The organism is Flavobacterium sp. FlaQc-52 (assembly GCF_044007495.1).
GTDB lineage: Bacteria > Bacteroidota > Bacteroidia > Flavobacteriales > Flavobacteriaceae > Flavobacterium > Flavobacterium cupriresistens.
In genome coordinates, this window is record NZ_JBIPCV010000009.1 from 33,927 (window position 1) to 55,291 (window position 21,365).

General features: G+C 35.3%; 22 protein-coding genes. 12 read left to right on the plus strand and 10 right to left on the minus strand.

Translation table 11 applies throughout. From position 1 onward, the window contains the following. Window positions 1-57 precede the first annotated feature (57 nt). From ACHRV5_RS15645 to ACHRV5_RS15680, 8 genes are all read left to right on the plus strand, one after another. Entirely contained in the window at window positions 58-1,374 is a 1,317-nt protein-coding gene (locus ACHRV5_RS15645; RefSeq protein WP_395427368.1) for an ABC transporter permease, read from the plus strand. Between the two features lie 5 nt (window positions 1,375-1,379). After that, window positions 1,380-2,240, plus strand: coding sequence for a mechanosensitive ion channel family protein (locus ACHRV5_RS15650; protein ID WP_395427369.1), 861 nt, complete (start codon window positions 1,380-1,382; stop codon window positions 2,238-2,240). Between the two features lie 24 nt (window positions 2,241-2,264). Beyond that, window positions 2,265-3,428: a sigma-54 dependent transcriptional regulator gene (locus tag ACHRV5_RS15655; protein ID WP_047779182.1), complete on the plus strand. Its 1,164-nt coding sequence runs from the start codon at window positions 2,265-2,267 to the stop codon at window positions 3,426-3,428. Between the two features lie 105 nt (window positions 3,429-3,533). Continuing rightward, window positions 3,534-4,217: a DEAD/DEAH box helicase gene (locus ACHRV5_RS15660; RefSeq protein WP_395427370.1), complete on the plus strand. Its 684-nt coding sequence runs from the start codon at window positions 3,534-3,536 to the stop codon at window positions 4,215-4,217. Between the two features lie 21 nt (window positions 4,218-4,238). Next, a complete protein-coding gene (locus ACHRV5_RS15665) occupies window positions 4,239-5,054 on the plus strand; it encodes an alpha/beta hydrolase (RefSeq protein WP_395427371.1) in 816 nt (271 codons plus the stop codon). A gap of 31 nt (window positions 5,055-5,085) precedes the next feature. Next, window positions 5,086-5,304, plus strand: a complete 219-nt coding sequence (locus ACHRV5_RS15670; protein ID WP_047779179.1) for a putative signal transducing protein — start codon at window positions 5,086-5,088, stop codon at window positions 5,302-5,304. Window positions 5,305-5,394: 90 nt separating this feature from the next. Beyond that, the gene (locus ACHRV5_RS15675) at window positions 5,395-6,198 is read left to right on the plus strand and encodes a Cof-type HAD-IIB family hydrolase (protein WP_395427372.1); all 804 of its coding nucleotides are present in this window, start codon (window positions 5,395-5,397) and stop codon (window positions 6,196-6,198) included. Window positions 6,199-6,210: 12 nt separating this feature from the next. Beyond that, on the plus strand, window positions 6,211-6,741 hold the full coding sequence (locus ACHRV5_RS15680; RefSeq protein WP_395427373.1) for a GNAT family N-acetyltransferase: 531 nt from the start codon (window positions 6,211-6,213) through the stop codon (window positions 6,739-6,741). A 100-nt stretch (window positions 6,742-6,841) separates the two neighbouring features. Here the strand turns inward: ACHRV5_RS15680 and ACHRV5_RS15685 are convergent, their stop codons facing one another. Beyond that, the gene (locus ACHRV5_RS15685) at window positions 6,842-7,363 is read right to left on the minus strand and encodes a hypothetical protein (RefSeq protein ID WP_047779176.1); all 522 of its coding nucleotides are present in this window, start codon (window positions 7,361-7,363) and stop codon (window positions 6,842-6,844) included. A 497-nt stretch (window positions 7,364-7,860) separates the two neighbouring features. On the opposite strand from ACHRV5_RS15685, the gene mtaB reads away from it, so the two are divergent. Beyond that, window positions 7,861-9,195, plus strand: coding sequence for a tRNA (N(6)-L-threonylcarbamoyladenosine(37)-C(2))-methylthiotransferase MtaB (gene mtaB, locus ACHRV5_RS15690; protein ID WP_395427374.1), 1,335 nt, complete (start codon window positions 7,861-7,863; stop codon window positions 9,193-9,195). A gap of 794 nt (window positions 9,196-9,989) precedes the next feature. On the opposite strand, the gene ACHRV5_RS15695 is transcribed toward mtaB, so the two are convergent. The 8 genes from ACHRV5_RS15695 to ACHRV5_RS15730 form a co-directional block, all read right to left on the minus strand. Further along, window positions 9,990-10,499 carry a hypothetical protein gene (locus ACHRV5_RS15695; protein WP_047778518.1) on the minus strand — a complete coding sequence of 170 codons (510 nt, stop codon included), beginning with the start codon at window positions 10,497-10,499 and terminating at the stop codon, window positions 9,990-9,992. Window positions 10,500-10,631: 132 nt separating this feature from the next. Further along, window positions 10,632-11,348, minus strand: a complete 717-nt coding sequence (locus ACHRV5_RS15700) for a 3-ketoacyl-ACP reductase (protein WP_047778517.1) — start codon at window positions 11,346-11,348, stop codon at window positions 10,632-10,634. Window positions 11,349-11,460: 112 nt separating this feature from the next. Beyond that, window positions 11,461-12,048: an LURP-one-related/scramblase family protein gene (locus ACHRV5_RS15705; protein ID WP_395427375.1), complete on the minus strand. Its 588-nt coding sequence runs from the start codon at window positions 12,046-12,048 to the stop codon at window positions 11,461-11,463. Between the two features lie 74 nt (window positions 12,049-12,122). After that, window positions 12,123-14,285 (minus strand): von Willebrand factor type A domain-containing protein, encoded by a 2,163-nt coding sequence (locus ACHRV5_RS15710; protein ID WP_395427376.1) that lies wholly within the window; start codon window positions 14,283-14,285, stop codon window positions 12,123-12,125. Between the two features lie 35 nt (window positions 14,286-14,320). Continuing rightward, on the minus strand, window positions 14,321-15,292 hold the full coding sequence (locus ACHRV5_RS15715) for a hypothetical protein (protein WP_395427377.1): 972 nt from the start codon (window positions 15,290-15,292) through the stop codon (window positions 14,321-14,323). A gap of 2 nt (window positions 15,293-15,294) precedes the next feature. Next, on the minus strand, window positions 15,295-15,795 hold the full coding sequence (locus ACHRV5_RS15720) for an RNA polymerase sigma factor (protein ID WP_395427378.1): 501 nt from the start codon (window positions 15,793-15,795) through the stop codon (window positions 15,295-15,297). A gap of 147 nt (window positions 15,796-15,942) precedes the next feature. Beyond that, complete coding sequence (locus tag ACHRV5_RS15725) at window positions 15,943-16,554, minus strand: hypothetical protein (RefSeq protein WP_395427379.1); 612 nt, start codon at window positions 16,552-16,554, stop codon at window positions 15,943-15,945. A gap of 155 nt (window positions 16,555-16,709) precedes the next feature. Beyond that, window positions 16,710-17,549, minus strand: coding sequence for a DUF6929 family protein (locus tag ACHRV5_RS15730; protein ID WP_395427380.1), 840 nt, complete (start codon window positions 17,547-17,549; stop codon window positions 16,710-16,712). 131 nt (window positions 17,550-17,680) lie between these two features. Here ACHRV5_RS15730 and ACHRV5_RS15735 point away from each other — a divergent pair, with 131 nt between their 5' ends. Beyond that, window positions 17,681-18,556: a PPK2 family polyphosphate kinase gene (locus ACHRV5_RS15735; protein WP_047778510.1), complete on the plus strand. Its 876-nt coding sequence runs from the start codon at window positions 17,681-17,683 to the stop codon at window positions 18,554-18,556. Window positions 18,557-18,833: 277 nt separating this feature from the next. On the opposite strand, the gene ACHRV5_RS15740 is transcribed toward ACHRV5_RS15735, so the two are convergent. Further along, window positions 18,834-19,367, minus strand: coding sequence for a hypothetical protein (locus tag ACHRV5_RS15740; protein WP_047778509.1), 534 nt, complete (start codon window positions 19,365-19,367; stop codon window positions 18,834-18,836). A 189-nt stretch (window positions 19,368-19,556) separates the two neighbouring features. Between ACHRV5_RS15740 and ACHRV5_RS15745 the strand changes: the two genes are divergently transcribed. Next, on the plus strand, window positions 19,557-20,942 hold the full coding sequence (locus ACHRV5_RS15745) for an MATE family efflux transporter (RefSeq protein WP_395427381.1): 1,386 nt from the start codon (window positions 19,557-19,559) through the stop codon (window positions 20,940-20,942). A gap of 144 nt (window positions 20,943-21,086) precedes the next feature. After that, complete coding sequence (locus ACHRV5_RS15750; protein ID WP_047778507.1) at window positions 21,087-21,314, plus strand: hypothetical protein; 228 nt, start codon at window positions 21,087-21,089, stop codon at window positions 21,312-21,314. Window positions 21,315-21,365 lie beyond the last annotated feature (51 nt).

Consider the following 21,365-nt stretch of genomic DNA (forward strand, 5'->3'; position numbering starts at 1 on the left):
AGTGAAAACCTAAGATCTGAAAATCTAAAGTCAGCAATCTAAAATCTAAAATAAAAAATGAGCATTATATCATTAATTATAAAAAGAGAATTTATAGCAAAAGTTCGTAACAAGTCTTTTGTTGTCATGACATTTTTGAGTCCGTTGTTGTTTGTTGCCATTACCGTATTTATTGGTTATTTAGCTTCAATGAAAGCAGATACAAAACGTATTGCAATTCATGATGAAACGGGTTTGTTTGCAGACGATTTTCTGAAAGAGAATAAAAAAGAGGCCGAATACCATTACCTGAATTTATCGGAGCTAAGTGTTAAGAGTTTAAAGGATAGTATTACCAATGAAAATTTTAGTGGTTTAATTGTGATCCCTAAAACCGGTAATTTAAAAGATCTGGAAAGTAAAGTAGAATTGATCTCGGGCGAAAGTCTTCCGGGACCTTTCATAAAAGATGTACAAAATTTAGTAGAGAAAAAGCTTACCGCATTCAACCTGCAAAAAGCAAACATAGATACTTTGCAAATTAAAAAAGCACAATCTAAAGTAGATGTGGTTTTGAAAAATACAAAGGGTGAAAAGAGATTCAAAGGGTTGAATTGGATGAAAATTGTAATCGGTGGCGGATTTGGTTATTTGATTATGATGTTTATTATCATTTATGGCAATATGGTAATGCGCAGCGTGATCGAAGAAAAAACGAATCGTATTATTGAAATCATTATTTCGTCGGTGAAACCTTTTCAGTTGATGATCGGTAAAATTGTCGGGACCTCACTTGCAGGATTGTTACAGTTTTTGATCTGGGTCGTCATTGGTCTCGGATTAATGTTTGTCGCTTCTGCTTTTTTTGGCGTGAATGTAGGACCCGAAGGAAGAATTCCTCCCGAAGTAATGCAGTCTGCACAACAGGAATTTTCAGGAACAGCACAAATGTACATTGCCGAATTATGGAATTTGCCTATTGCCAGTATTGTAATTGGTTTTGTTATTTATTTTATTGGAGGGTATTTTTTATATAGTTCATTTTATGCCGCGATTGGGGCTGCTGTTGATAATCAAACCGATTCACAACAATTCCTATTGCCAATTATTATGCCTCTAATTCTGAGTGTTTATATCGGATTTTTTACCGTTGTGAATGATCCGCATGGAACTATTGCAGTGGTGTTTTCGATGATTCCGTTAACATCACCGATTGTAATGTTAATGCGACTTCCGTTTGGTGTGCCTTGGTGGCAAATTGCAATTTCAGTATCTTTATTGTTTGCGACCTTTTTGCTTGTCGTTTGGTTCGCTGCAAAAATTTATCGTGTCGGTATTTTAATGTACGGAAAGAAACCAACCTGGAAAGAGTTGTACAAATGGCTTAAATATTAAAAATTATGTGGAAGGATATTATTGAATTTATTAATTACAATTTTATTAATGGCGAAAATGTAAAAATCTCGCTACTTGATTTAATGCTGCTTTTTCTTGCTATAACGGCAACATCAATAGTATTAAAGTTAATTCAGAAGTTGTTTAGTAAAAAACTTCCTGTCGCAGACAAAAAGAAGTTCAATAGTGTTTTTCAGGTCGTTAAGTATATCGTTTACCTTTTTGTAATTGTATTAATGCTAAACGCAACCGGAGTAAATGTCAATGTGTTTTTAACCGCCTCTGCTGCCTTGTTTGTAGGTTTGGGATTTGCGTTACAAACATTTTTTCAGGATATTATTTCGGGAGTTCTAATCATTTTGGATCAGTCTTTGCATGTTGGTGATATCATTGAAGTCGATGGTCGTGTTGGATTGGTACAAGAGATCAAATTAAGAACCACCATTGTTGTGACCAGAAATGATCGTGTGATGATCATTCCGAATCATAAATTTATGGACGACACACTTTTTAATTGGACTCAGAATAATTCGAGTAACCGGGAAAGTGTTTGCGTTGGAGTAGCGTATGGAAGCGATGTTCGTTTAGTTGAAAAATTATTGCATCAGGCAGTAGATTCAGTTGAAGGAATTGTCAAAGGAGGAACGGTTAAAGTTACTTTTGATGACTTTGCAGATTCTTCGCTAAACTTCTCAGTTCACTTTTATGTTATTCATGGTATGCAGACGCCGGGGATTCAAAGCGAAATTAGGTTCCGAATAAATGATCTGTTTGCAGAAAACAATATTTCAATTCCGTTCCCGCAAAGGGACTTAAACGTAATAAGCATGCCGGTAAATTTGGCTTCAAAAAAAGAGAAAGAATAAGTACTGGTTTCAAATTTAATAAAGATGAGTAAAATATTAATTATAGAAGACGAAGCAGCGATTAGAAGAGTTTTGGTAAAAATCTTATCAGAAGAAAATGATACCTATCAGGTCGAAGAAGCTGAGGATGGTGCTGTGGGTCTCGAAAAAATAAAAAATAACGACTACGATTTGGTTTTGTGCGATATCAAAATGCCAAAAATGGATGGCGTTGAGGTTTTAGAAGCAGCCAAAAAAATAAAACCGGAAATCCCGATGGTGATGATTTCAGGTCACGGGGATATGGAAACGGCGATTCATACCATGCGATTAGGCGCTTTTGATTATATTTCAAAACCACCCGATTTAAATCGTTTGTTAAATACCGTTCGTAATGCTTTAGATAAAAAACAACTGGTAGTTGAGAATAAAATTCTGAAGAAAAAAGTCAGTAAAAATTACGAAATGGTTGGCGAAAGTGAAGCAATCTCTCATATCAAAGTGATGATTGATAAAGTAGCACAAACAGAAGCCAGGGTTTTAATTACAGGACCAAACGGAACCGGAAAAGAGTTAGTAGCACATCAATTACACGAAAAAAGTGAACGTGCTAATTTCCCTTTGATTGAGGTCAATTGTGCTGCAATTCCAAGTGAGTTGATCGAGAGTGAATTGTTCGGACACGTAAAAGGTGCTTTTACATCAGCAGTGAAAGATCGCGCCGGAAAGTTTGAAGCGGCAGACAAAGGAACTATTTTCTTAGATGAAATTGGTGACATGAGTCTTTCTGCGCAAGCAAAGGTATTGCGTGCGTTGCAGGAAAGTATGATTACAAGAGTCGGTGCCGAAAAAGATATAAAAGTTGACGTTCGTGTTGTAGCAGCTACCAACAAAGATTTAAAAACAGAAATTGCCGAAGGTCGTTTTCGTGAAGATTTGTACCACAGGCTGGCTGTTATTTTGATTAAAGTACCGCCTTTAAACGAAAGACGTGACGATATTCCGGCTTTGATTACCCATTTTACAGAGAAAATTGCTTCCGAGCAAGGAAATGCAATCAAAGTATTTTCAACACAGGCCATAAAACTATTACAGGAATACGATTGGACAGGGAATATCCGTGAACTTCGAAATGTAGTAGAAAGATTGATTATCTTAGGAGGAAACGAAATCTCTGAAACGGATGTGAAAATGTTCGCAAGCAAGTAGTGGGCTATAAGCAATAGGCTTTAGGCCTTAAGCTTTGGACTTCGTTAAATAATATAAATAATTTTTGCTTAGAGTATAAAGCTTAAAGCATAAAGCATAAAAAAAATGAAACTAAAAAAAATAAAAGAACAATTACAAGACGCTTTAATCGAAAATGGTTTAACAGAGGCAAATGTATTGCAACAAGAGACTTTTTCGACTATTAAAAGTGGTGCTGACTGTATCATTCTTTCTCCGGAAAAAAGCGGAAAATCGACTACCATAGTAATCAATGTAATTCAGCAATTGGCAGGTTCAGTCGAAGAATCTCCAAGAGCGTTGATTATTGTAGAAGACAAAACTAAAGTTTTGGAAATGGTAGAGCTTTTTGCAAAATACGGAAAGTATACCGATCTTGAAGTGTACGGAGTGCATGACAAAGGAGATATGGATTACGATAAAAACTATATTTCAACAGGAATTGATGTTTTAATCGGAACACCAAATAAATTAAGCGACATGTTTACAACGGCAGGTTATAATGTAAACCGTTTGAAAATGTTTGTTTTAGATGATGCAGATCCAATTTTGAAGTTACGTCATGAAACTAAAATCATGCGTATCTCGAATAGTATTGCAAAAACACAAAGAATCATTTTTGCTGAGCAATTAACGGAACGTATCGAAATTTTGGCGGAGAAATTTTTACTGGAGCCTTATATTTTTGATATGGAGGAAGAAGAAGAGGATGAAGAATTTGATGAGGAAGAAGAACTTGACGAAGAAGAAGATCAGACTGAAGAGGAATAAGGTGGCGAAGCGATAAATTTTATGGAGATATTTAAAACGCTTAAATTTTTATCGATTGTACTTGTTGTCTTTTTTGTTGTGATTTATCTGCTGCTGATTTCTTATGTGTATTTCAATCAGGTTGGGATGGTTTTTCAAAGTGCCGCGCTTCCCAAAGAATATCAGTTTGATTATCAGGAGAAATTCGAAGAGCTAAATATCAAATCTTACGACGGTACAACCTTAAATGGATTGTTGTTTAAAAGCGAAAAATCAAAAGGCTTGGTTTTTTATCTTCATGGAAATGCAGGAACACTGGAAACCTGGGGGAAGATGGCTAAAGTTTATACCCATTTAGGTTACGATCTTTTTATTTTAGATTACAGAAGTTTTGGAAAGAGTGAAGGTGAAATTGAAAATGAAGAACAGTTAAATAAAGATGTGGCTACGGTTTATAAAACACTAAAGAAGCGCTATTCTGAAGATAAAATCATTATTGCGGGTTATTCTATAGGTTCAGGATTAGCTACAATTTTGGCTGCGGAGAATAAACCAAAAGCTTTAATTCTGCAATCGCCTTATTACAGTTTTACAGAATTATCGAGTAGTAAAGTGCCCTATTTTCCAAATTTCATGAAAAAGTTTCATTTGGAAACGTTTGAATATTTGCCGAAAATAAAAGCGCCGATTTACATTTTTCACGGAGTTGACGATCAATTAATTCCCTATGAGAATTCAATTCGCTTAAACAAATTATTGAGGTCTAACAGCTCTTTTTATCCATTAAAAAAGCAAGGACACATTGGAATGAACGAAAATGAAGATTTTCAAAATCATTTAAAGACAATATTAGAATAGAAAATAAAAAATAATAATAAAAAACAATGTTATGGGATTAATGAAGGTATTTTCAGGAAGTGAAGTATTAGCAATTGCTTTAAAAGAAAGATTAGAAGAAGCCGGAGTAGAAACGGTAAAAAAAGACAACATTCAATCGGCAAGACTAGGTGGTTTTGGAGGTTCAGATTTAGCGGTTGAAGTTTTTATTCAGGAAACTGACTTTGCAAAAGCAAATCCCGTTATAGAGGATTTTAGAATGAATATTTAATAGCTCTCAGTCTCAGTATTCAGTCTCAGTCTTCTGTAAACTGCGACTGAAAACCGCGACTGAGGACGGAGAAAAGTAAACTAATAAAAAATGCAATACAAAATGCTGGTGCTCGACATGGATGATACTTTGTTGACTGACGATCATAAAATTTCTGATTTAAATAAAAAAGTACTTCTTGAAGCGCAGGCCAAGGGGGTTTATGTGGTTTTGGCTTCAGGTCGGCCAACCTCTGCTATGACGGCTTATGCTAAAGAGTTGGAATTGGATTTGAATAACTCGTATATCATTTCGTTTAATGGTGCTATTATTAGTACGGTTAAAGACGACGTTATTTTGTTTGAGCAAACGCTGACACAAAAGCAGATTCACGAACTGTACGATTACAGTGTGAAGATGAAAACGCATATCATTACCTATCTTGACGGAGAAATTATAAGCGAAACCGATTCAGAGTTTATTGAAATTGAAAAAGTAATTACCGGAATGCCACATCGCAAAGTACCAAGTTTTAAAGAGGCTGTTGACAGGTCTGCAGTAAAATGTATTTTGTTGGAGGAACCTTCTTATTTGAAAGAAGTAGAGCAGGATCTGAAAGAGGCGATGCCACATTTAAGTATTTCAATGTCTAAACCGTTTTTCTTAGAAGCCGCTCAATATGGAATCGATAAAGCAGCAAGCATAAAAATTTTGGCTGAAAAGCTAAAGATCCAACAAAGTGAGATTATTGCAGTAGGAAATGCCGGAAATGATCTAAGTATGATTGAATATGCCGGATTGGGTGTTTGGGTAGATAATGTGACGCCCGAATTGCGCGACAGAGCTGATATAATTGTGGCTTCAAATAATAATGATGGAGTGGCAGAAGTAGTACAACGTTATATTTTAAATTAAAACTAAAACCGGATGAGAAAACCAATTGAAACAGAACGACTGATTTTAAGAGAAGTGATTTCTGCTGATGTAGATGGAATGTTTGAATTGGATTCGAATCCCAATGTGCATCTTTTTGTGGGAAAGAAACCCGTTACCACTATTGCCGAAAGCATTGCTTATATTGAAAATTTGCAACAGCAATACAAAACTTTTGGCACTGGCCGCTGGGCGGTTGTTTTAAAAGAAACCAATGAGTTTTTGGGTTGGTCCGGAATAAAGTTTATCACAGACGAAATCAATAACCATAAAGATTTTTATGAAATCGGATACCGTTTCATTGAAAAACATTGGGGAAAGGGCTATTCTACCGAAGCCGGAAAAGCTTTTGTGGATTATGCGTTTAATGAAATGAAAGTAAAGGCGCTCTATGCCTATGCAGATGAAGGAAACGAAAACTCAAGAAAGGTTCTAGAAAAACTGGGTTTCCGTTATGTGAATTCGTTTGATTACGAAGACGAAAGAGAAGTTTGGTATGAATATAAGAATCCAAACTTGATATAATACCCTAAGAAATGCATCCCAAATCTTTTCAAATGTACTTCTTACAGATTAAAAAGATTTGGAAAACAGCTCGTAGTTTAGGTTTCCGAAATGTTTCGAATTATTTTTTAGCTACAGAAACAAAATATTTATTTCCGTCACCCATAGTTAGCTTTACACGCTCGTCGCAAAGATCGATTGCGAAATTCACGCTTTCGTAACAAGCACAAGTAGTGTTTTTGTCCTTAGACATTTCTGTTTTACAATTGTTGTTTTTGAAAGTTGACAATTGTGGAGTGTACAGACTAACTAAATCAGTAGAAGCAGTTACTAAAGAGATAATACTTGCAGAATTATTGTTTGTAATTCTGTAAACAATTCTATCCGTATAGTTTACTTCATTTACCGTTACCTTACGGATGTAAGTGTAAGCTGTAGATCCTTCACTTGGTTCTTTTACTTCAAATTTAAACCCAACGGCACGGATTGCAATATCAAATTGTGATTGATTGTTTAAACTGGCCCAACCTGTTAAAGTGCTAATTGACGGGAATGGGTTAGTTGCAGGGGCAGCTGCAGTTTGCGCTTGCGAACTGAAAAGGGTTAAGAACATCAAGCAGATTGTGGGTAAAAATGCTTTCATAGTAAGTCTGGAATTTTTAATTGTTGCCTACTCTTTATGGTTTTCGGCTTTCCCCATTATTTTTATTAAACAAAACAACAACATAACGACAGAATATCAAAATTGTTATGGTAAAATCTGTCGAGAGATCAATTAATTTATTAATTGCTTAACTTTTTTAGCCGAAAGCATTATTTTGAACAGTTAAATGTAAGAAAATTTTAATCTAATTTTTTAAAAAATGTATTTAATCGATATTATTTGCATTTAATCGATGTTTTTGTCATTTTATTCCTATTGAAAGGACATTTAAGATCTTTTAAATATAAAACTTATTTTAGTCATTAGCAGGTTCAATTTATAGTTTTTAAGCCAAACTTAATTGTCTGGATAATGCAAAATGTTGATATATAGTGTATTATTGATTTTATTTTAAAGAATATTGTATGTAAATTTGCCAACTCTTCAATTGAGAATGTAAATATAATATCTTACTACTTAAAACGTAGTGTATTCCTATGGAAAATAGAAAAAAAGTTGCCTTTTATACGCTTGGTTGCAAACTGAATTTTTCAGAGACTTCCACAATCGCCCGAAATTTTAACGACGAAGGATTTGATCGTGTTGATTTTGAAGAAATAGCAGACATTTATGTCATCAATACCTGTTCTGTTACAGAGAATGCTGATAAACAATTTAAGCAGGTCGTAAAAAAAGCAATGAAACTCAACGAAAAAGCCTTTGTAGCTGCCGTTGGGTGTTACGCGCAATTAAAACCGGAAGAATTGGCAGCCGTTGATGGAGTTGATTTGGTTTTGGGGGCCACTGAAAAATTTAAAATCACCGATTATATTCACGACTTAAGCAAAAACGACATGGGGGAAGTACACTCCTGCGAAATTGCTGAGGCCGATTTTTATGTGGGAAGTTACTCTATTGGTGACAGAACCCGTGCCTTTCTGAAAGTTCAGGATGGTTGTGATTATAAATGTACGTATTGTACCATTCCATTAGCAAGAGGAATTTCAAGAAGTGATGCGTTGGAGAACGTTTTGCAAAACGCAAAAGAAATTTCAGCACAAAACATCAAAGAAATTGTTTTAACCGGAGTAAATATCGGGGATTACGGAAAAGGAGAATTCGGAAATAAAAAACACGAGCATACTTTTCTGGATTTGGTTCAGGCTTTAGACAAAGTAGAGGGAATTGAGCGTTTGCGTATTTCTTCGATTGAGCCTAATTTATTGAAAAATGAAACCATTGATTTTGTTTCTAAAAGCAGAACTTTTGTACCGCATTTTCATATCCCGCTACAATCCGGAAGTAATGATATCTTAAAATTAATGAAACGTCGTTACTTACGTGAAGTTTATACAGAACGTGTCAATAAAATTCGCGAAGTAATGCCACATGCCTGTATTGGTGTTGATGTTATTGTTGGTTTTCCTGGTGAGACAGACGATCATTTTCTGGAAACCTACCATTTTCTGAATGAAATGGATATTTCGTATTTGCACGTATTCACGTATTCGGAAAGAGACAATACCGAGGCAGCAAATATGCCGGGAGCAGTTCCTGCAAATGTAAGAGCAAAACGCAGTAAAATGTTGCGTGGATTGTCGGTTAAGAAACGTCGTGCTTTTTACGAAGGTCAATTAGGAACAAACAGAACTGTTTTGTTTGAAGGCGAAAATAAAGAAGGTTATATTCACGGTTTTACTGAAAACTACGTAAAAGTAAAAACACCTTGGAATCCCGAATTAATCAATACATTACAAGAAATTAACCTGACCAAAATAGACGAAGACGGAAGCGTTCGTTTAGAGTTTTTGAATAAATTGGCAGAGGTGTAAAATGTTTCTTTGCGAAATGTTCTTTGTGAGATGTGAAATGTATGATGAGGTAGGAAATTTGAGATTTCAGAGCCTTTTATATAGTTAAAGTTTAGAAAAAGTTACATACAGTCTGTCATTTCGAGCGAAGTCGAGAAATCACGCCAGGTATTCCATTTCTATTTTTCGCAATTTTGTCATACTGAGGAACGAAGTATCTTCGCAAGTAATTCCGTAAAGTGAAGTTCAACGTTATCGGTTCGGCAAACGAAGATCCTTTGTTCCTCAGGATGACAAACTGTACGGAGTCTCTTGTGTGATTTCTCGACTTCGCTCGAAATGACAATGTAAAACAGAAAAGTCCTTTATTACAAAGGACTTTTCTGTTTTATAAAGCGAAATATTACTTCACATCTTCCTGAACAACCAATTTCAAGGAATTGATATAATCGGTGTCAAACTCAATGACTCTTATTTTTTTGAATTTAAAATGAAAATCTCATAACTTCTTTATAGTTTTTGGTTTAAAGAGTGTTACATACAGTCTGTCATTTCGAGCGAAGTCGAGAAATCACACCAGGTATTCCATTTCTATTTTGCGCAGTTTTGTCATACTGAGGAACGAAGTATCTTCACAAGTAATTCTGTAAAGTGAACTTCAACGGTATCGATTCAGCAAACGAAGATCCTTCGTTCCTCTGGATGACAAACTGTATGGAGTCTCTTGTGTGATTTCTCGACTTCGCTCGAAATGACAATGTAAAACAGAAAAGTCCTTTATTGTAAAGGACTTTTCTGTTTTATAAAGTGAAATATTACTTCACATCTTCCTGAACAACCAATTTCAAGGAATTGATATAATCGGTGTCGAACTCGATGACTCTAATTTTTTGCGGATTAAAGCTCAATTCGCCTCCAAATTTACCTCTTGTGTCTAAGAAGTCGATGGTGAGTTCTTCGTCTGTTAATTCGATTAGTTTGCCTAAATAAGCAGATTTGGCTGATTTTTTTGAAATCTGAAAAATCTCGTATTTATTCGTTAAGAAGTTTATGATAGCCGCAAGGTCCCTAATCGGAATAATATCTTCGGCATTTGTTTTCAGGCCTTTCATTCGGATTACTTTTTCGGTAAAAGCAAGATCCTGGTCTCTGTGAACGGCTTCGATATTTTTGTTTCTCAAAATCACAAAACCATCAAGGATATAGTCAACCGGATTATTTCTCAATAAAATCCAGTCATCAGAATAATCGATAAGAAATCCGGTAAAAATTTCTTTTTTATCGGTAAATTCTATTGCAATTAATTGTCTTAAATACTGTTCCATAATATTATTTTTTTAAATTCCAAATCCGAAAATTCCAAATTCCAATCAATGCGATTGAAATTTCAAAGAAACAAATTCAATCCAAAGAAGAATTGTAATTTGGAATTTTAAAATTTGAAATTTACTGTAAGTTTAAGGGTTTGTAGACCAGATACTGCTGTTTTTAATAAAAACTCTGCGGTTTAATTTAAGTTGAGCAATAATCAATTCTGCAATATCTTCCGATTGCATTACTTTGTCGGGATTGCCATCCGTCAGATTCAGGTCTTTTGCCATGTCGGTTGCAACAGTACTTGGGGTTAGAGCGGTAACACGTATGTTGTGTTTTCTCATTTCCTGCATCAAGGAATCTGTTAGACCCAAAACAGCAAATTTAGAAGCGCTGTATGCACTGGTCAAAGCATTTCCGTTTAATCCGGCTGTAGAGGATATATTGATAATGTCTCCCGTTTGTCTTTCGATCATATTAGGTAAAACAGCACGAGTAGCGTAGTACGTTCCCATAAGATTCACCTGAATGATTTTTTCCCAGGCTGCTGGCTCTAAGTCAAGGAATTTACCAAAAGCAGCAATACCGGCATTGTTGATCAGAATATCGATAGTTTTAAATTCAGCTAAAGCTTTTTCTACTGCTGTATTTATGGAATTAATGTCCGAAACATCAGCACTCAATGCCAAAGTTTTTACACCAAAAGCGGAGATTTCAGTACTTAATTGATCTACATCAGATTGCGTTCTTGCAACTAAAATTACATTTACGCCTTCTTTGGCTAAAGCAATTGCAATGGCTTTTCCGATTCCTTTTCCAGCTCCGGTAATAAGAGCATTTTTATTTTTTAAATCTGTCATGATAGTATTTTTGAAATGCAGAAAGCATCATTTTTAGTCATACAAAAATAATTCATTTGCGTACTAAAATGATGCTCTCCGCCGTTTTCTTAATCTAAGTTTAACAACTTTGTTATTCTTTAAGAACCATATCAATGCACATTACCGCGCCAAGGATTAATTGTCTAAGTGGACTGTCTGCCGCTACACTTTCTTCGATTTGAAGGACATAATTGTCAGCACTTGTGAAAAACTCTTTCCCCAATCCGGCCCATTTTTTACTTACCTGAGCCAATGGTTTGTTTTCATGCGAAAATTTAAAATCCCAACCCGTCCATTTTCCTTGAAGGGTAGCGCATGGTCTTTCGTTTTTATCCAGAATTTCGAATCTGCCTCCAAAAGAAAAGAATTTTTGTTTGAAAGTTCCGATCAAACGGTCTTTTTCATCTAAAACCTCTACTGTTGAACGAAAAACAGCGATGCCACGTCTCACGGTTACTAATTTTTCTCCTGAGGCAGTTGTAATTTCAACATTAAAAGGAGTCATTCTTTTATAATCAGTAAAACGCAATACTTTTGTGAAAAAGCCAAGATTATTTTCACGGCAATTCATAACAATCTGATTGGTTTCCGGATTGTAAATGTCGTAATTGTTTGCTGCTTTAAACATCCCAACATGCTCTTTTACAAGAAATAAATTCTGGTTTAAAATAGGGTTCATTTTAATTTTTTAAAATTAGGTTATAAATGGAAATCTTCAATTTTGAAGCGAGACCAAATGTAATAAAACCGCTATTAATAAGCTAGCTTTACTCCTTCAATAAGACGAATAAATTCTGCTTTATATCCGTCAGTATCGTTCGCTACTCCTTGTTTGGCCAATTTTAAAATAGCATCAGAAGATTTGTTCGTTATTAGTTTTGAATCTCTCAATTTTAATCCGAACCAGGCAACGGCTGTGCTGAATTTAAAATCGGTACTTGAGCTCTCTAGTGAGATGGTTTTATTTTCAATTATAGCTACCATTTCGATACTTTTGTCTCCGTCGGGTTTTTTGTAACGGAATTTTATCGTCGCCAATTCCGTGCTGTATTTAGTTGTGTTTTCTTCAACGGGAGTATATTTTAAGGCATCCGGCTGATGATTTAAATAATCACTTTTAACTCCGGCCGGAATAATTTCATACAAAGCCGTAACCGTATGATTACTTCCTAATTCGCCGGCATCGATAGCGTCATTTTTAAAATCTTCTGCACGAAGTTTTCTGTTTTCATACCCAATCAATCGATATGCCTGAACTTGTTTGGGGTTAAATTCAATCTGGATTTTTACATCTTTCGCGATAGCAAACATCGAACCTTTAAATTCTTTGCTTAAAAAACGATTCGCTTCCTGAATGTTATCAATATAAGCATAGTTTCCGTTTCCTTTATCAGCCAGTGTTTCCATTTTGCTGTCTTTGTAATTTCCCATGCCGTATCCAAGACAAGTTAAGAAAACACCCGTTTTTCTTTTTTGTTCAATTAAAGTTTCCATATCAGCGTTAGATGAACTGCCCACATTAAAATCGCCGTCTGTTGCTAAAACCACTCTGTTATTGCCGCCTTTAATAAAATTTTCGACCGCAACTTTATAAGCCAATTCAATTCCGGCACCTCCGGCTGTACTTCCTCCGGCGCTAAGATGGTCTAACGCTTTAATAATAGTTTCTTTTTCGTCTCCAGAAGTTGGAGGTAAAACCAATCCGGCTGCACCGGCATAAACTACAATAGCTACCTTGTCTTTTGAGCGAAGTTCGTTTACCAATATTTTCATAGATTGTTTCAATAAAGGCAACTTATTAGCATTATTCATAGAACCCGAAACATCTACTAAGAAAACAAGATTTGATGCCGGTAGATTTTCGGTTGGAATATTTTTACCCTGTAAACCAATTCTTAGAATTTTGCTTTCAGGATTCCATGGAGATTCGCTTAACTCGGTATTAATAGAAAACGGATCTTTATCTTTTGGCTGCGGATAGGTATATTTAAAGAAATTGATCATTTCCTCTACACGAACGGCATCTTTTGGAACCGCCTGTCCATTGTTTATAAAACGTCTGATATTCGTATAAGAAGCATTATCAACATCTATTGAGAAAGTTGACAAAGGCGCTGCTTTTGGGCTCTCGAATGCATTTTCGGTAAACGTATCATAATCTTCATTAGTTACTTCTGGCTGAACAGGAACGGTTATGTTTAGTTTTTTGTTAATTTCCTGCTCCGTAAGATTTTTGTAAATGTTGTTTTTAGTAGCAATTATGATAGCACCGTTTGCTGCTCTGCTTCCATAAATAGAAGTAGCCGATGTTTCTTTTAAGACTTTCATGTCCTGAATGTCATTTGGATTTATTCTTGCTATTTGCTGCGATTTTACAGGAGCACCATCTAGAACATACAAAGGCTCATTTGATGATGGAAGAGACTGGGATCCATGAATTTTGATGTTCGAAGGAGCGACATATTGCGTGTTAGTTTGAACTTGCAAACCAGGAGTTCTCCCCTGAAGCATTTCGGTAACTGATTTTTTATCTTTTTTTCTTTCCGAGCGGGTGTAGTTTTGAGTTGTATATTCGGAATCACTTGTTCCGTATCCTACAACGACAACCTCATTTAGATTTTGTGAAGCTTCTTTCATCTTAACATTGATAAGGTCTTTGTCATTTACAACAACAGTTTCCGTATTAAATCCGATATAACTAAAAATAAGAATATCTCCTTTTTGAGCTCGAATCGAATATTTCCCGTCAAAGTCTGTTGCAGTTCCCGTTTTTGTTTTTTTTATGGTGATACTAACCCCCGGAAGTGCGACAGAACTATAATCTGAAACCGTTCCTTTAATTGTTCTTTCCTGCGCCATAGATACGAAACATATAAGCATAGTAATGGCTGATGAAATAAGTTTTAGACTTTTCATGATAGTAAATTTTAAGATTGAATTTTAGGTTTTAACTAGTGCTGCGAAGCTGGTTTCCCTGTTTTGGTAGTGATGATTATGACTCCTTTTTTTCCTTTTTCGCCATATTTTGAGGTGGCTTCAAGATCTTGAAGGATGGTGATGGTTTTAATTTCCTGTTTGTTTAAAGGAGCGTAAGGACTTGTCGGATTCTTTCCGAATAAATCATTTTCAGAATAGTAGTTTCCATCAATGATATACAAAGGTTCTGCTAGTACTACCAAAGACTCTACATTTTCAGGACTCAGATTCGAAAGTTCGGCCTGCATCATTTTGTCTCTCTTAACATCATCATTGTGAGAAATTGCTTTTCCGTTCATGATGACTAGTGGAGCGCTTTTTTTAGCCATTTGCGGGGACGCCTCAGCATCTGCAATTCGGTAAGATTCGTTTTTTGCCGATTTTGATAATTCTTCAGTTGCAAAAGCTTTGTCTTTTAGATAAGATCTTTCTTCTGTTGCATAAGCGGGTTCCATTACCGGAGGCGGAATGTAAGCTTTAGTAGAAGCTTCGGCCTTTACTGTTTCATAAGCAATTACCGCTGCAGCATTTGGACTTTGTATGTCGTTTTGTACAACCTCTTTTTGTTGCTTAATTTGGTTGTCTATGATTTTTTCAGCCTCTTTTTGGGAAACTATTTTTGAGTTTTCTGATACAGCGACTTTACTTTCTTCTAAAATTGGTTTCTGAACAGGTTCTGTTTTAGTATCGGTTGTGACTACTTTATTGGTGTTTTGAATAGTTTGACTGTTGTCTGTTTTTATAAACTGAGATCCTAAAGAAATCACGAGTAAAAGAGAAGCAGCAATTGCAATCTTTTTCCATAACGCGATTGTTTTTTTAGCTTCTTTTTTGTCAAGCTTCTCTTCAACACGCGACCAGACTTTTTCCATTGCCGGAAAATCTTTGCTTTCGGCGTTATGCGAAGCTTGTTTAATTTTTTCGAATAATTTATCTTGATTGTCCATGACTATTTTGCTTTTTGATAATACAACTTATTTACTAAATCCTTTAGCTTGGTTTTGGAGGCATTCAATTGTGATTTGGAGGTGCCTTCCGAAATGTTTAGCATGCTGGCTATTTCTTTATGTCCGTAGCCTTCAATTACAAAAAGGTTAAAGACCGTTTTACAGCCGTCTGGAATATGGTTTAATAAATTGAGTAAATCTTCTTCTTCTAAGTGATTGATTTCGTCTGTAAAAGGCTGAGACTGCAATTTGACATCATCAAGATACATATTGAAATTAGTATGTTTTCTGATGGTTGCCAAACAATGATTCACTGTTATTTTTCTGGCCCAGGCCTCAAAAGCCTGAACTTCTTTAAGCTGATCCATTTTTGTAAAGATGGTATAGAAAGCGTCGGCCATAGCCTCTTCGATTTCTTCCTCCTTTTTTAGATAGCGCTTGCAGAGGCGATACAGCTTTGGAGCCATATACTCATAAACCTGACGCTGTGCATCGCGGTTCATTTTTTTACAGTTAGAAATTTGAGTTTCGTTTATCACAATTGTTGTCTTTATACTAAAGAGAGATAAAAAGATAAAAAGGTTGGGACGATTATTAAAAAAAAGTAAAAATAATTTATGATTGGTTGTAAGTGGTTGATTTTATGTTTCTTATTGCTCGTAACAAATGTAGTTGTAATATTCGACGATTTCTTTAATTTGAATAGAATTAAACGTCTTGTCTTTTATTTTTCTAATAAGAATATCGCAATCGGAAAAGTAATTAGTAGCCGTTTTTTTCCAATTAGAAAGAATTCCAAGATTGATATAAGTTGGGTATTGCTCTTTTTTTCGTTTCAAATAGTAAAGCTCCGTAAATTGTTCTGTAGTCTCCGAATAGCGTACACCACCTTTCGCTATGGCTGTTGGTTTTAAATCCGGCATTGTAAAGTATTGCAGTTTTGTCATTCGGTACAAATGGACTTCTCCATCAAGAACAAGTTCCAGTAGTTTCGGTTTGTCAGACGAATTTATTTTTACATATTCATAGGTTTCCACAAAATCAAGTCCAACGAATTTAATTTTGGAAATAGTCTCGAAATCCCAGGAATCAGCCTTGCTGTCTGGAGTAATTTTAAATTTTACCTTATTATTTTTTATTTGGCCAACACCTTCAATAGAATCTCCTTCGTGAAAAAAAATGATACATTCTCGATCTTGTGCATAAATTGAAGTGTTAAGAAAGAGTAAGAAGATAAGTAAGCTTTTGATGGTTTGTTTCATTCTTGTAAAAAGTGCAATCCGATACTGGATTGGGAGTGAATTATTTTTTATTTTTTGCCACGAATTTCGCGAATTTTCACGAATTGTTTTTTTTTGCGACCGGATAGGAAAGTTCTGGGCCTTTGCTTTTCTGAACCTTTACTTCACCAGAAAAACTAGTCTTTTAAAGGCAAACTAAGTTTAAAGATTTTCGTTTCCAGAACTTCGGTGTCATTGTCTTCGCACAGTAAAAACTCGATTTTACCGTTTGCTTTTTGATAGAAGGTCAGACCTTCAAATTTATTGGTTGACGTTATTTTCTGCGTGAAGTCGATTTTCATAGTTTTAAGATCGATGCGTCCGATAAAGCTTCCGAGGATTTCTCCGTCGTCGTAAGTCGATTTGGTGTCTTCGGCTGTAGAGAGGAAATAAATTTTATCTTCGACTAAAATCGCATCTGTAAAACTGGAACGAACTCCTTTTATTTTGGGCAGTTTATAATTGACAGCGACCAAAGCAAATTCTTCGCCCAGGTTTTTCGCATGGATCGTAAAAATGGTGTTTTTGTTTGAAATTCCATTACCACGATTGAATAAATACCAGTTTTCTCCATCGAAAATAGCCCCTTCCAGATTGAAGTCTTCCGGTTTTATTTCGCCAAAACTTTGCATTAAGCCGTATAAATCAACCAGATTGTTTTTCTGAAGAATGGTTTTCGTTTTGAGATCAAACGAGATCATTTTATTTCGTTTTTCAGTAGAGCCCGAACCAAATACATATAAAGTATCATTGTGATTGGTGATCGATTCGAAATCCGGTTTTAGATTTTTTGGAATGTTTTGCGTCGGATTATCGATTAAAGCATGTTGATTTAATTGCTGATTCTGCATGTTGTATTCGTACAAGAATCCACTGTTATCACCAATGACATAAAGAGAATTGTTATTGAAGAATAATCCCGAAGCAGACCCGATTCCGATGATTTGAAATAATATTTCCAGTGTGAATTTTTCCATGAATGTTGTTTTGAAAACTAAAGTTTAATCGTGCTAAAAATGAAAATAACCTATTGAAAAAGTATTACCATAAATAGCAAAAATATGCTTCGTAAAAGTAGTATATTTACTTATATGATAAAACTGATAGTATGAAATCTATAGATCCGAATAATTTTAAAGTTGTAAAAAAAATAAGTTTAAAGCATATTCCGACTTTGTTGGACATAAAAGCAGATGAGGATGAAAAGGAACATAAGCTCGATAAGGTTCAGGCAAAATTGAGCAATTTGCAGGATGTGATGTATGCCCACAACAAATACGGTGTTCTGATTTGCCTGCAGGGAATGGATACTTCGGGAAAGGACAGTTTGATTCGCGAGGTTTTTAAAGAATTTAATCCGCGTGGAGTAGTGGTGCATAGTTTTAAAACGCCTACTTCAGCTGAATTAGAGCATGATTATCTGTGGAGGCATTATATCGCATTACCCGAAAAAGGAAAGTTTGCAATTTTCAACAGAACCCATTACGAGAATGTTTTGGTAACACGGGTGCATCCGGAATATATTTTAGGAGAGAATTTACCCGGAATTAATACGATTGATGATATTACACCCGATTTTTGGGAAAATAGGATGGAACAGATTACGAATTTCGAAAAACACATTGCACAAAACGGAACGATCGTATTAAAGTTTTTTCTGCACTTGAGTAAGGAAGAACAGCGTCAACGTTTACTGCGACGTTTGGAAGAAGAAAGACACCACTGGAAATTTTCTCCTGCTGATTTGAAAGAACGGGAGCGTTGGGATGAATATCAGAAATATTATGAAGAAGCAATAAATAAGACTTCAACAGAGCACGCGCCCTGGTATATTGTTCCGGCAGACGATAAAGAAATGGCCCGTTATATTGTAGCCAAAATTATTTGGGAAGAAATGCAAAAACACACCGATATCAAAGAACCCGAACTAGACGATAAAATAAGAGCCAATTTTGAAATGTACAAAAAGGAATTGGGAGCGTAATAAAATTACAAACCCGACAGTCCATGAGAAACTGCCGGGTTTTACCAAAAACAAAAGAATAATAATGAATCCGTTCGGTGCAATTAATTTTAACACATAGAGACTATAGATAACAGGGCCTAAAAAGACGTTTTACTTGAAATAAATTACTTGAGACTATGTGAAAAAAATATGATTTTCTTGAAGCATCTCAAATTGTGAATTCAAAGTCTATGTTTCTATATGTTAAATAATCCTTTATCTAATTACACCCAACGGATCAATAATGAATGTATTTTTACAAATCAAAACCGTACGCTAAACGAAGCGCGACCTGATTGGTTTTGAATTTGTTGTAATCTTCGTATCGTACACTGATGTCAATGTATTTGTTGGCATATCCGATTCCCGGAGCCCATAAAAAAGTGGTGTCGTTGTATCCGTTTGTTACCGCAAAACCTGCACCAACTTCTCCTAATACATAAAATTGATCCTCCCAGATAAAGGCTTTAAAACCCGCTTTTGCAGGGATAAATCCAAGGTCTTTTACATCATCTCCGATAAATAAATTTGTAAAACCTGTAGTCAGGGTTAGTGAAGTTCTTTTAGATAAATCATATTGCAAACGCACATCTCCTCCAAGCGACCAATCGTAAGCATTGTCTGTCGGGAGACCACCGTTTAAGCCAAAACCTAATCTAAAACCTGGCTTGTAAGTTTTGATTTCACCCTCGTTTTTAACTGCTTCAGTCTCTTGGGCAAAAGTTGTATTGGCGAATAAAAATGCCATAACCGCTACGCATAACATTTTTAGATTTTCAGATTTTTTCATGATCCTTTTTTTTGAATTATTAATAAGGTAAAAGTAGATTCTAACCACTCGGAGGTTGTTATACAATTCGCAGGAATTGTTATATAATCTTAGCGTTATTAAGGATATTCTTAACATTGGCTTATATTTCTGATAATAGGAGAGAATTCAAAGCTTCTGAGTATCTTTGTTCACTTAAAAACATTAAAATTGAATATAAAACAATACACAAAAGAGTTCTCTTATAATTTTAGATTAGCCTACCCAATTATTTTGGGAATGGTTGGACATACTTTAATAGGTATCGTCGATAATATTATGGTTGGGAAATTAGGTAGTACAGAGCTGGCGGCAGTTTCGTTGGGAAACAGTATGATCTTTGTTGCAATGTCATTAGGAATTGGATTTTCGACCGCAATAACCCCAATTGTTGCAGAAGGTGATGCGGAGCAAAATGATACCAAAATTCGTTCTGCATTTCATCACGGTCTATTTTTATGTACTATTTTAGGATTGGTGATGTTCGGTGTGATTGTTTTAGCAAAACCAATAATGGAAATGTTAGATCAGCCAGCCGAGGTAATTGTACTTGCAAAACCGTATCTGGATTGGGTGGCGTTTTCATTGATTCCATTAATTATGTATCAGGGATACAAACAATTTGCTGACGGAATGTCGATGACTAAATATTCGATGTATGCGATGGTAATGGCAAATGTCCTGCATGTAGGGATAAATTATCTCTTGATCTACGGTATCTGGATTTTTCCTAAAATGGGAATTATTGGAGCAGCACTCGGAACCGTAATTTCCAGAATCTTTTTGGTGATGTTTATGCATATCATGCTCTCGAGAAGAAATGATTTAAAGCGTTTTTTCAATGGTTTCAGTTTCAATGAAATTAAAAAAGAAACCATAAAAAAGATCGTAAGTATTGGTTTTCCTTCGGCTATGCAAATGCTTTTTGAAGTGGTCTTGTTTACAGCTTCGATCTGGCTTTGTGGTAATATCGGTAAAACAAGTCAGGCAGCAAATCAGGTTGCATTGAGCCTGTCTTCTTTGACTTTTATGTTTGCTATGGGATTAAGCGTAACCTCGATGATTAGAGTTAGTAACCAAAGAGGATTAAATGATTTTAAAAAATTAGTCGTGGTGGCCCGTTCTATATTTTTGCTGGCTATTATATTAGAAACTTTCTTTGCTATTCTGTTTGTTGTTTTTCATAATTATCTGCCTCATCTCTTTTTGAATATGGAAAATGGAGGACAATTGCTGGATAACAACGAAGTGATAAGTATTGCTTCGAAATTGCTTTTAATTGCAGCCGTTTTTCAAATTTCTGACGGAATTCAGGTGGTTGTTTTAGGAGCTTTACGTGGTTTGCAAGATGTGAAAATACCCATGTACATTACGTTTGTGGCGTATTGGGTAATTGGTTTCCCGATTTCGTACTATTTGGCAGAATACACGCCTTGGAAGGCACAGGGGGTTTGGATTGGACTTTTGGCAGGTTTAACCACAGCAGCCATATTCCTGTACATACGTTTTCATTACTTAACCAAAAAATTAATTAATAATTCAGTTGCAAATAACTAAATTTGAAACTTAAAAATAAATAATGCCACAGATTACAAGGATTCAAAGGATTATTTTAAAATCTTTTTAATCCGTGTAATCTGTGGCAAACTAATAATCGGTTTGATAGATTATTACAAAGACTAAAAAAATAAAATAAATAATATGGAATTACCTAAATTTTTACTCGGAGACAATACTGATTTCCCGGATGATATTTTTATCATTCACCTTGATTATCCAAGATTTATAATCAATTTAAAAGATGATGAGGTGGAGTTTATGGAAGAAGCCGAAGACCTTGATGAAGCAGAATTAAATGCCGAAATGGAAGGTTTGATTGTTTTGGCCAACGACTTTTACGACAGAGAAATAAATCGTTACGAAGAATAGACACACACACATTGGTAGAGACGCACAGCAGTGCGTCTCTACTGTGCGTCT

What these genes read in the sequence shown, in the direction of transcription:
- ACHRV5_RS15645 (WP_395427368.1), top strand. Translation starts at nt 58, where the DNA reads ATGAGCATTATATCATTAATTATAAAAAGAGAATTTATAGCAAAAGTT.
- ACHRV5_RS15650 (WP_395427369.1), top strand. Translation starts at nt 1,380, where the DNA reads ATGTGGAAGGATATTATTGAATTTATTAATTACAATTTTATTAATGGC.
- ACHRV5_RS15655 (WP_047779182.1), top strand. Translation starts at nt 2,265, where the DNA reads ATGAGTAAAATATTAATTATAGAAGACGAAGCAGCGATTAGAAGAGTT.
- ACHRV5_RS15660 (WP_395427370.1), top strand. Translation starts at nt 3,534, where the DNA reads ATGAAACTAAAAAAAATAAAAGAACAATTACAAGACGCTTTAATCGAA.
- ACHRV5_RS15665 (WP_395427371.1), top strand. Translation starts at nt 4,239, where the DNA reads ATGGAGATATTTAAAACGCTTAAATTTTTATCGATTGTACTTGTTGTC.
- ACHRV5_RS15670 (WP_047779179.1), top strand. Translation starts at nt 5,086, where the DNA reads ATGGGATTAATGAAGGTATTTTCAGGAAGTGAAGTATTAGCAATTGCT.
- ACHRV5_RS15675 (WP_395427372.1), top strand. Translation starts at nt 5,395, where the DNA reads ATGCAATACAAAATGCTGGTGCTCGACATGGATGATACTTTGTTGACT.
- ACHRV5_RS15680 (WP_395427373.1), top strand. Translation starts at nt 6,211, where the DNA reads ATGAGAAAACCAATTGAAACAGAACGACTGATTTTAAGAGAAGTGATT.
- ACHRV5_RS15685 (WP_047779176.1), bottom strand. Translation starts at nt 7,363, where the DNA reads ATGAAAGCATTTTTACCCACAATCTGCTTGATGTTCTTAACCCTTTTC.
- mtaB (WP_395427374.1), top strand. Translation starts at nt 7,861, where the DNA reads ATGGAAAATAGAAAAAAAGTTGCCTTTTATACGCTTGGTTGCAAACTG.
- ACHRV5_RS15695 (WP_047778518.1), bottom strand. Translation starts at nt 10,499, where the DNA reads ATGGAACAGTATTTAAGACAATTAATTGCAATAGAATTTACCGATAAA.
- ACHRV5_RS15700 (WP_047778517.1), bottom strand. Translation starts at nt 11,348, where the DNA reads ATGACAGATTTAAAAAATAAAAATGCTCTTATTACCGGAGCTGGAAAA.
- ACHRV5_RS15705 (WP_395427375.1), bottom strand. Translation starts at nt 12,048, where the DNA reads ATGAACCCTATTTTAAACCAGAATTTATTTCTTGTAAAAGAGCATGTT.
- ACHRV5_RS15710 (WP_395427376.1), bottom strand. Translation starts at nt 14,285, where the DNA reads ATGAAAAGTCTAAAACTTATTTCATCAGCCATTACTATGCTTATATGT.
- ACHRV5_RS15715 (WP_395427377.1), bottom strand. Translation starts at nt 15,292, where the DNA reads ATGGACAATCAAGATAAATTATTCGAAAAAATTAAACAAGCTTCGCAT.
- ACHRV5_RS15720 (WP_395427378.1), bottom strand. Translation starts at nt 15,795, where the DNA reads ATGAACCGCGATGCACAGCGTCAGGTTTATGAGTATATGGCTCCAAAG.
- ACHRV5_RS15725 (WP_395427379.1), bottom strand. Translation starts at nt 16,554, where the DNA reads ATGAAACAAACCATCAAAAGCTTACTTATCTTCTTACTCTTTCTTAAC.
- ACHRV5_RS15730 (WP_395427380.1), bottom strand. Translation starts at nt 17,549, where the DNA reads ATGGAAAAATTCACACTGGAAATATTATTTCAAATCATCGGAATCGGG.
- ACHRV5_RS15735 (WP_047778510.1), top strand. Translation starts at nt 17,681, where the DNA reads ATGAAATCTATAGATCCGAATAATTTTAAAGTTGTAAAAAAAATAAGT.
- ACHRV5_RS15740 (WP_047778509.1), bottom strand. Translation starts at nt 19,367, where the DNA reads ATGAAAAAATCTGAAAATCTAAAAATGTTATGCGTAGCGGTTATGGCA.
- ACHRV5_RS15750 (WP_047778507.1), top strand. Translation starts at nt 21,087, where the DNA reads ATGGAATTACCTAAATTTTTACTCGGAGACAATACTGATTTCCCGGAT.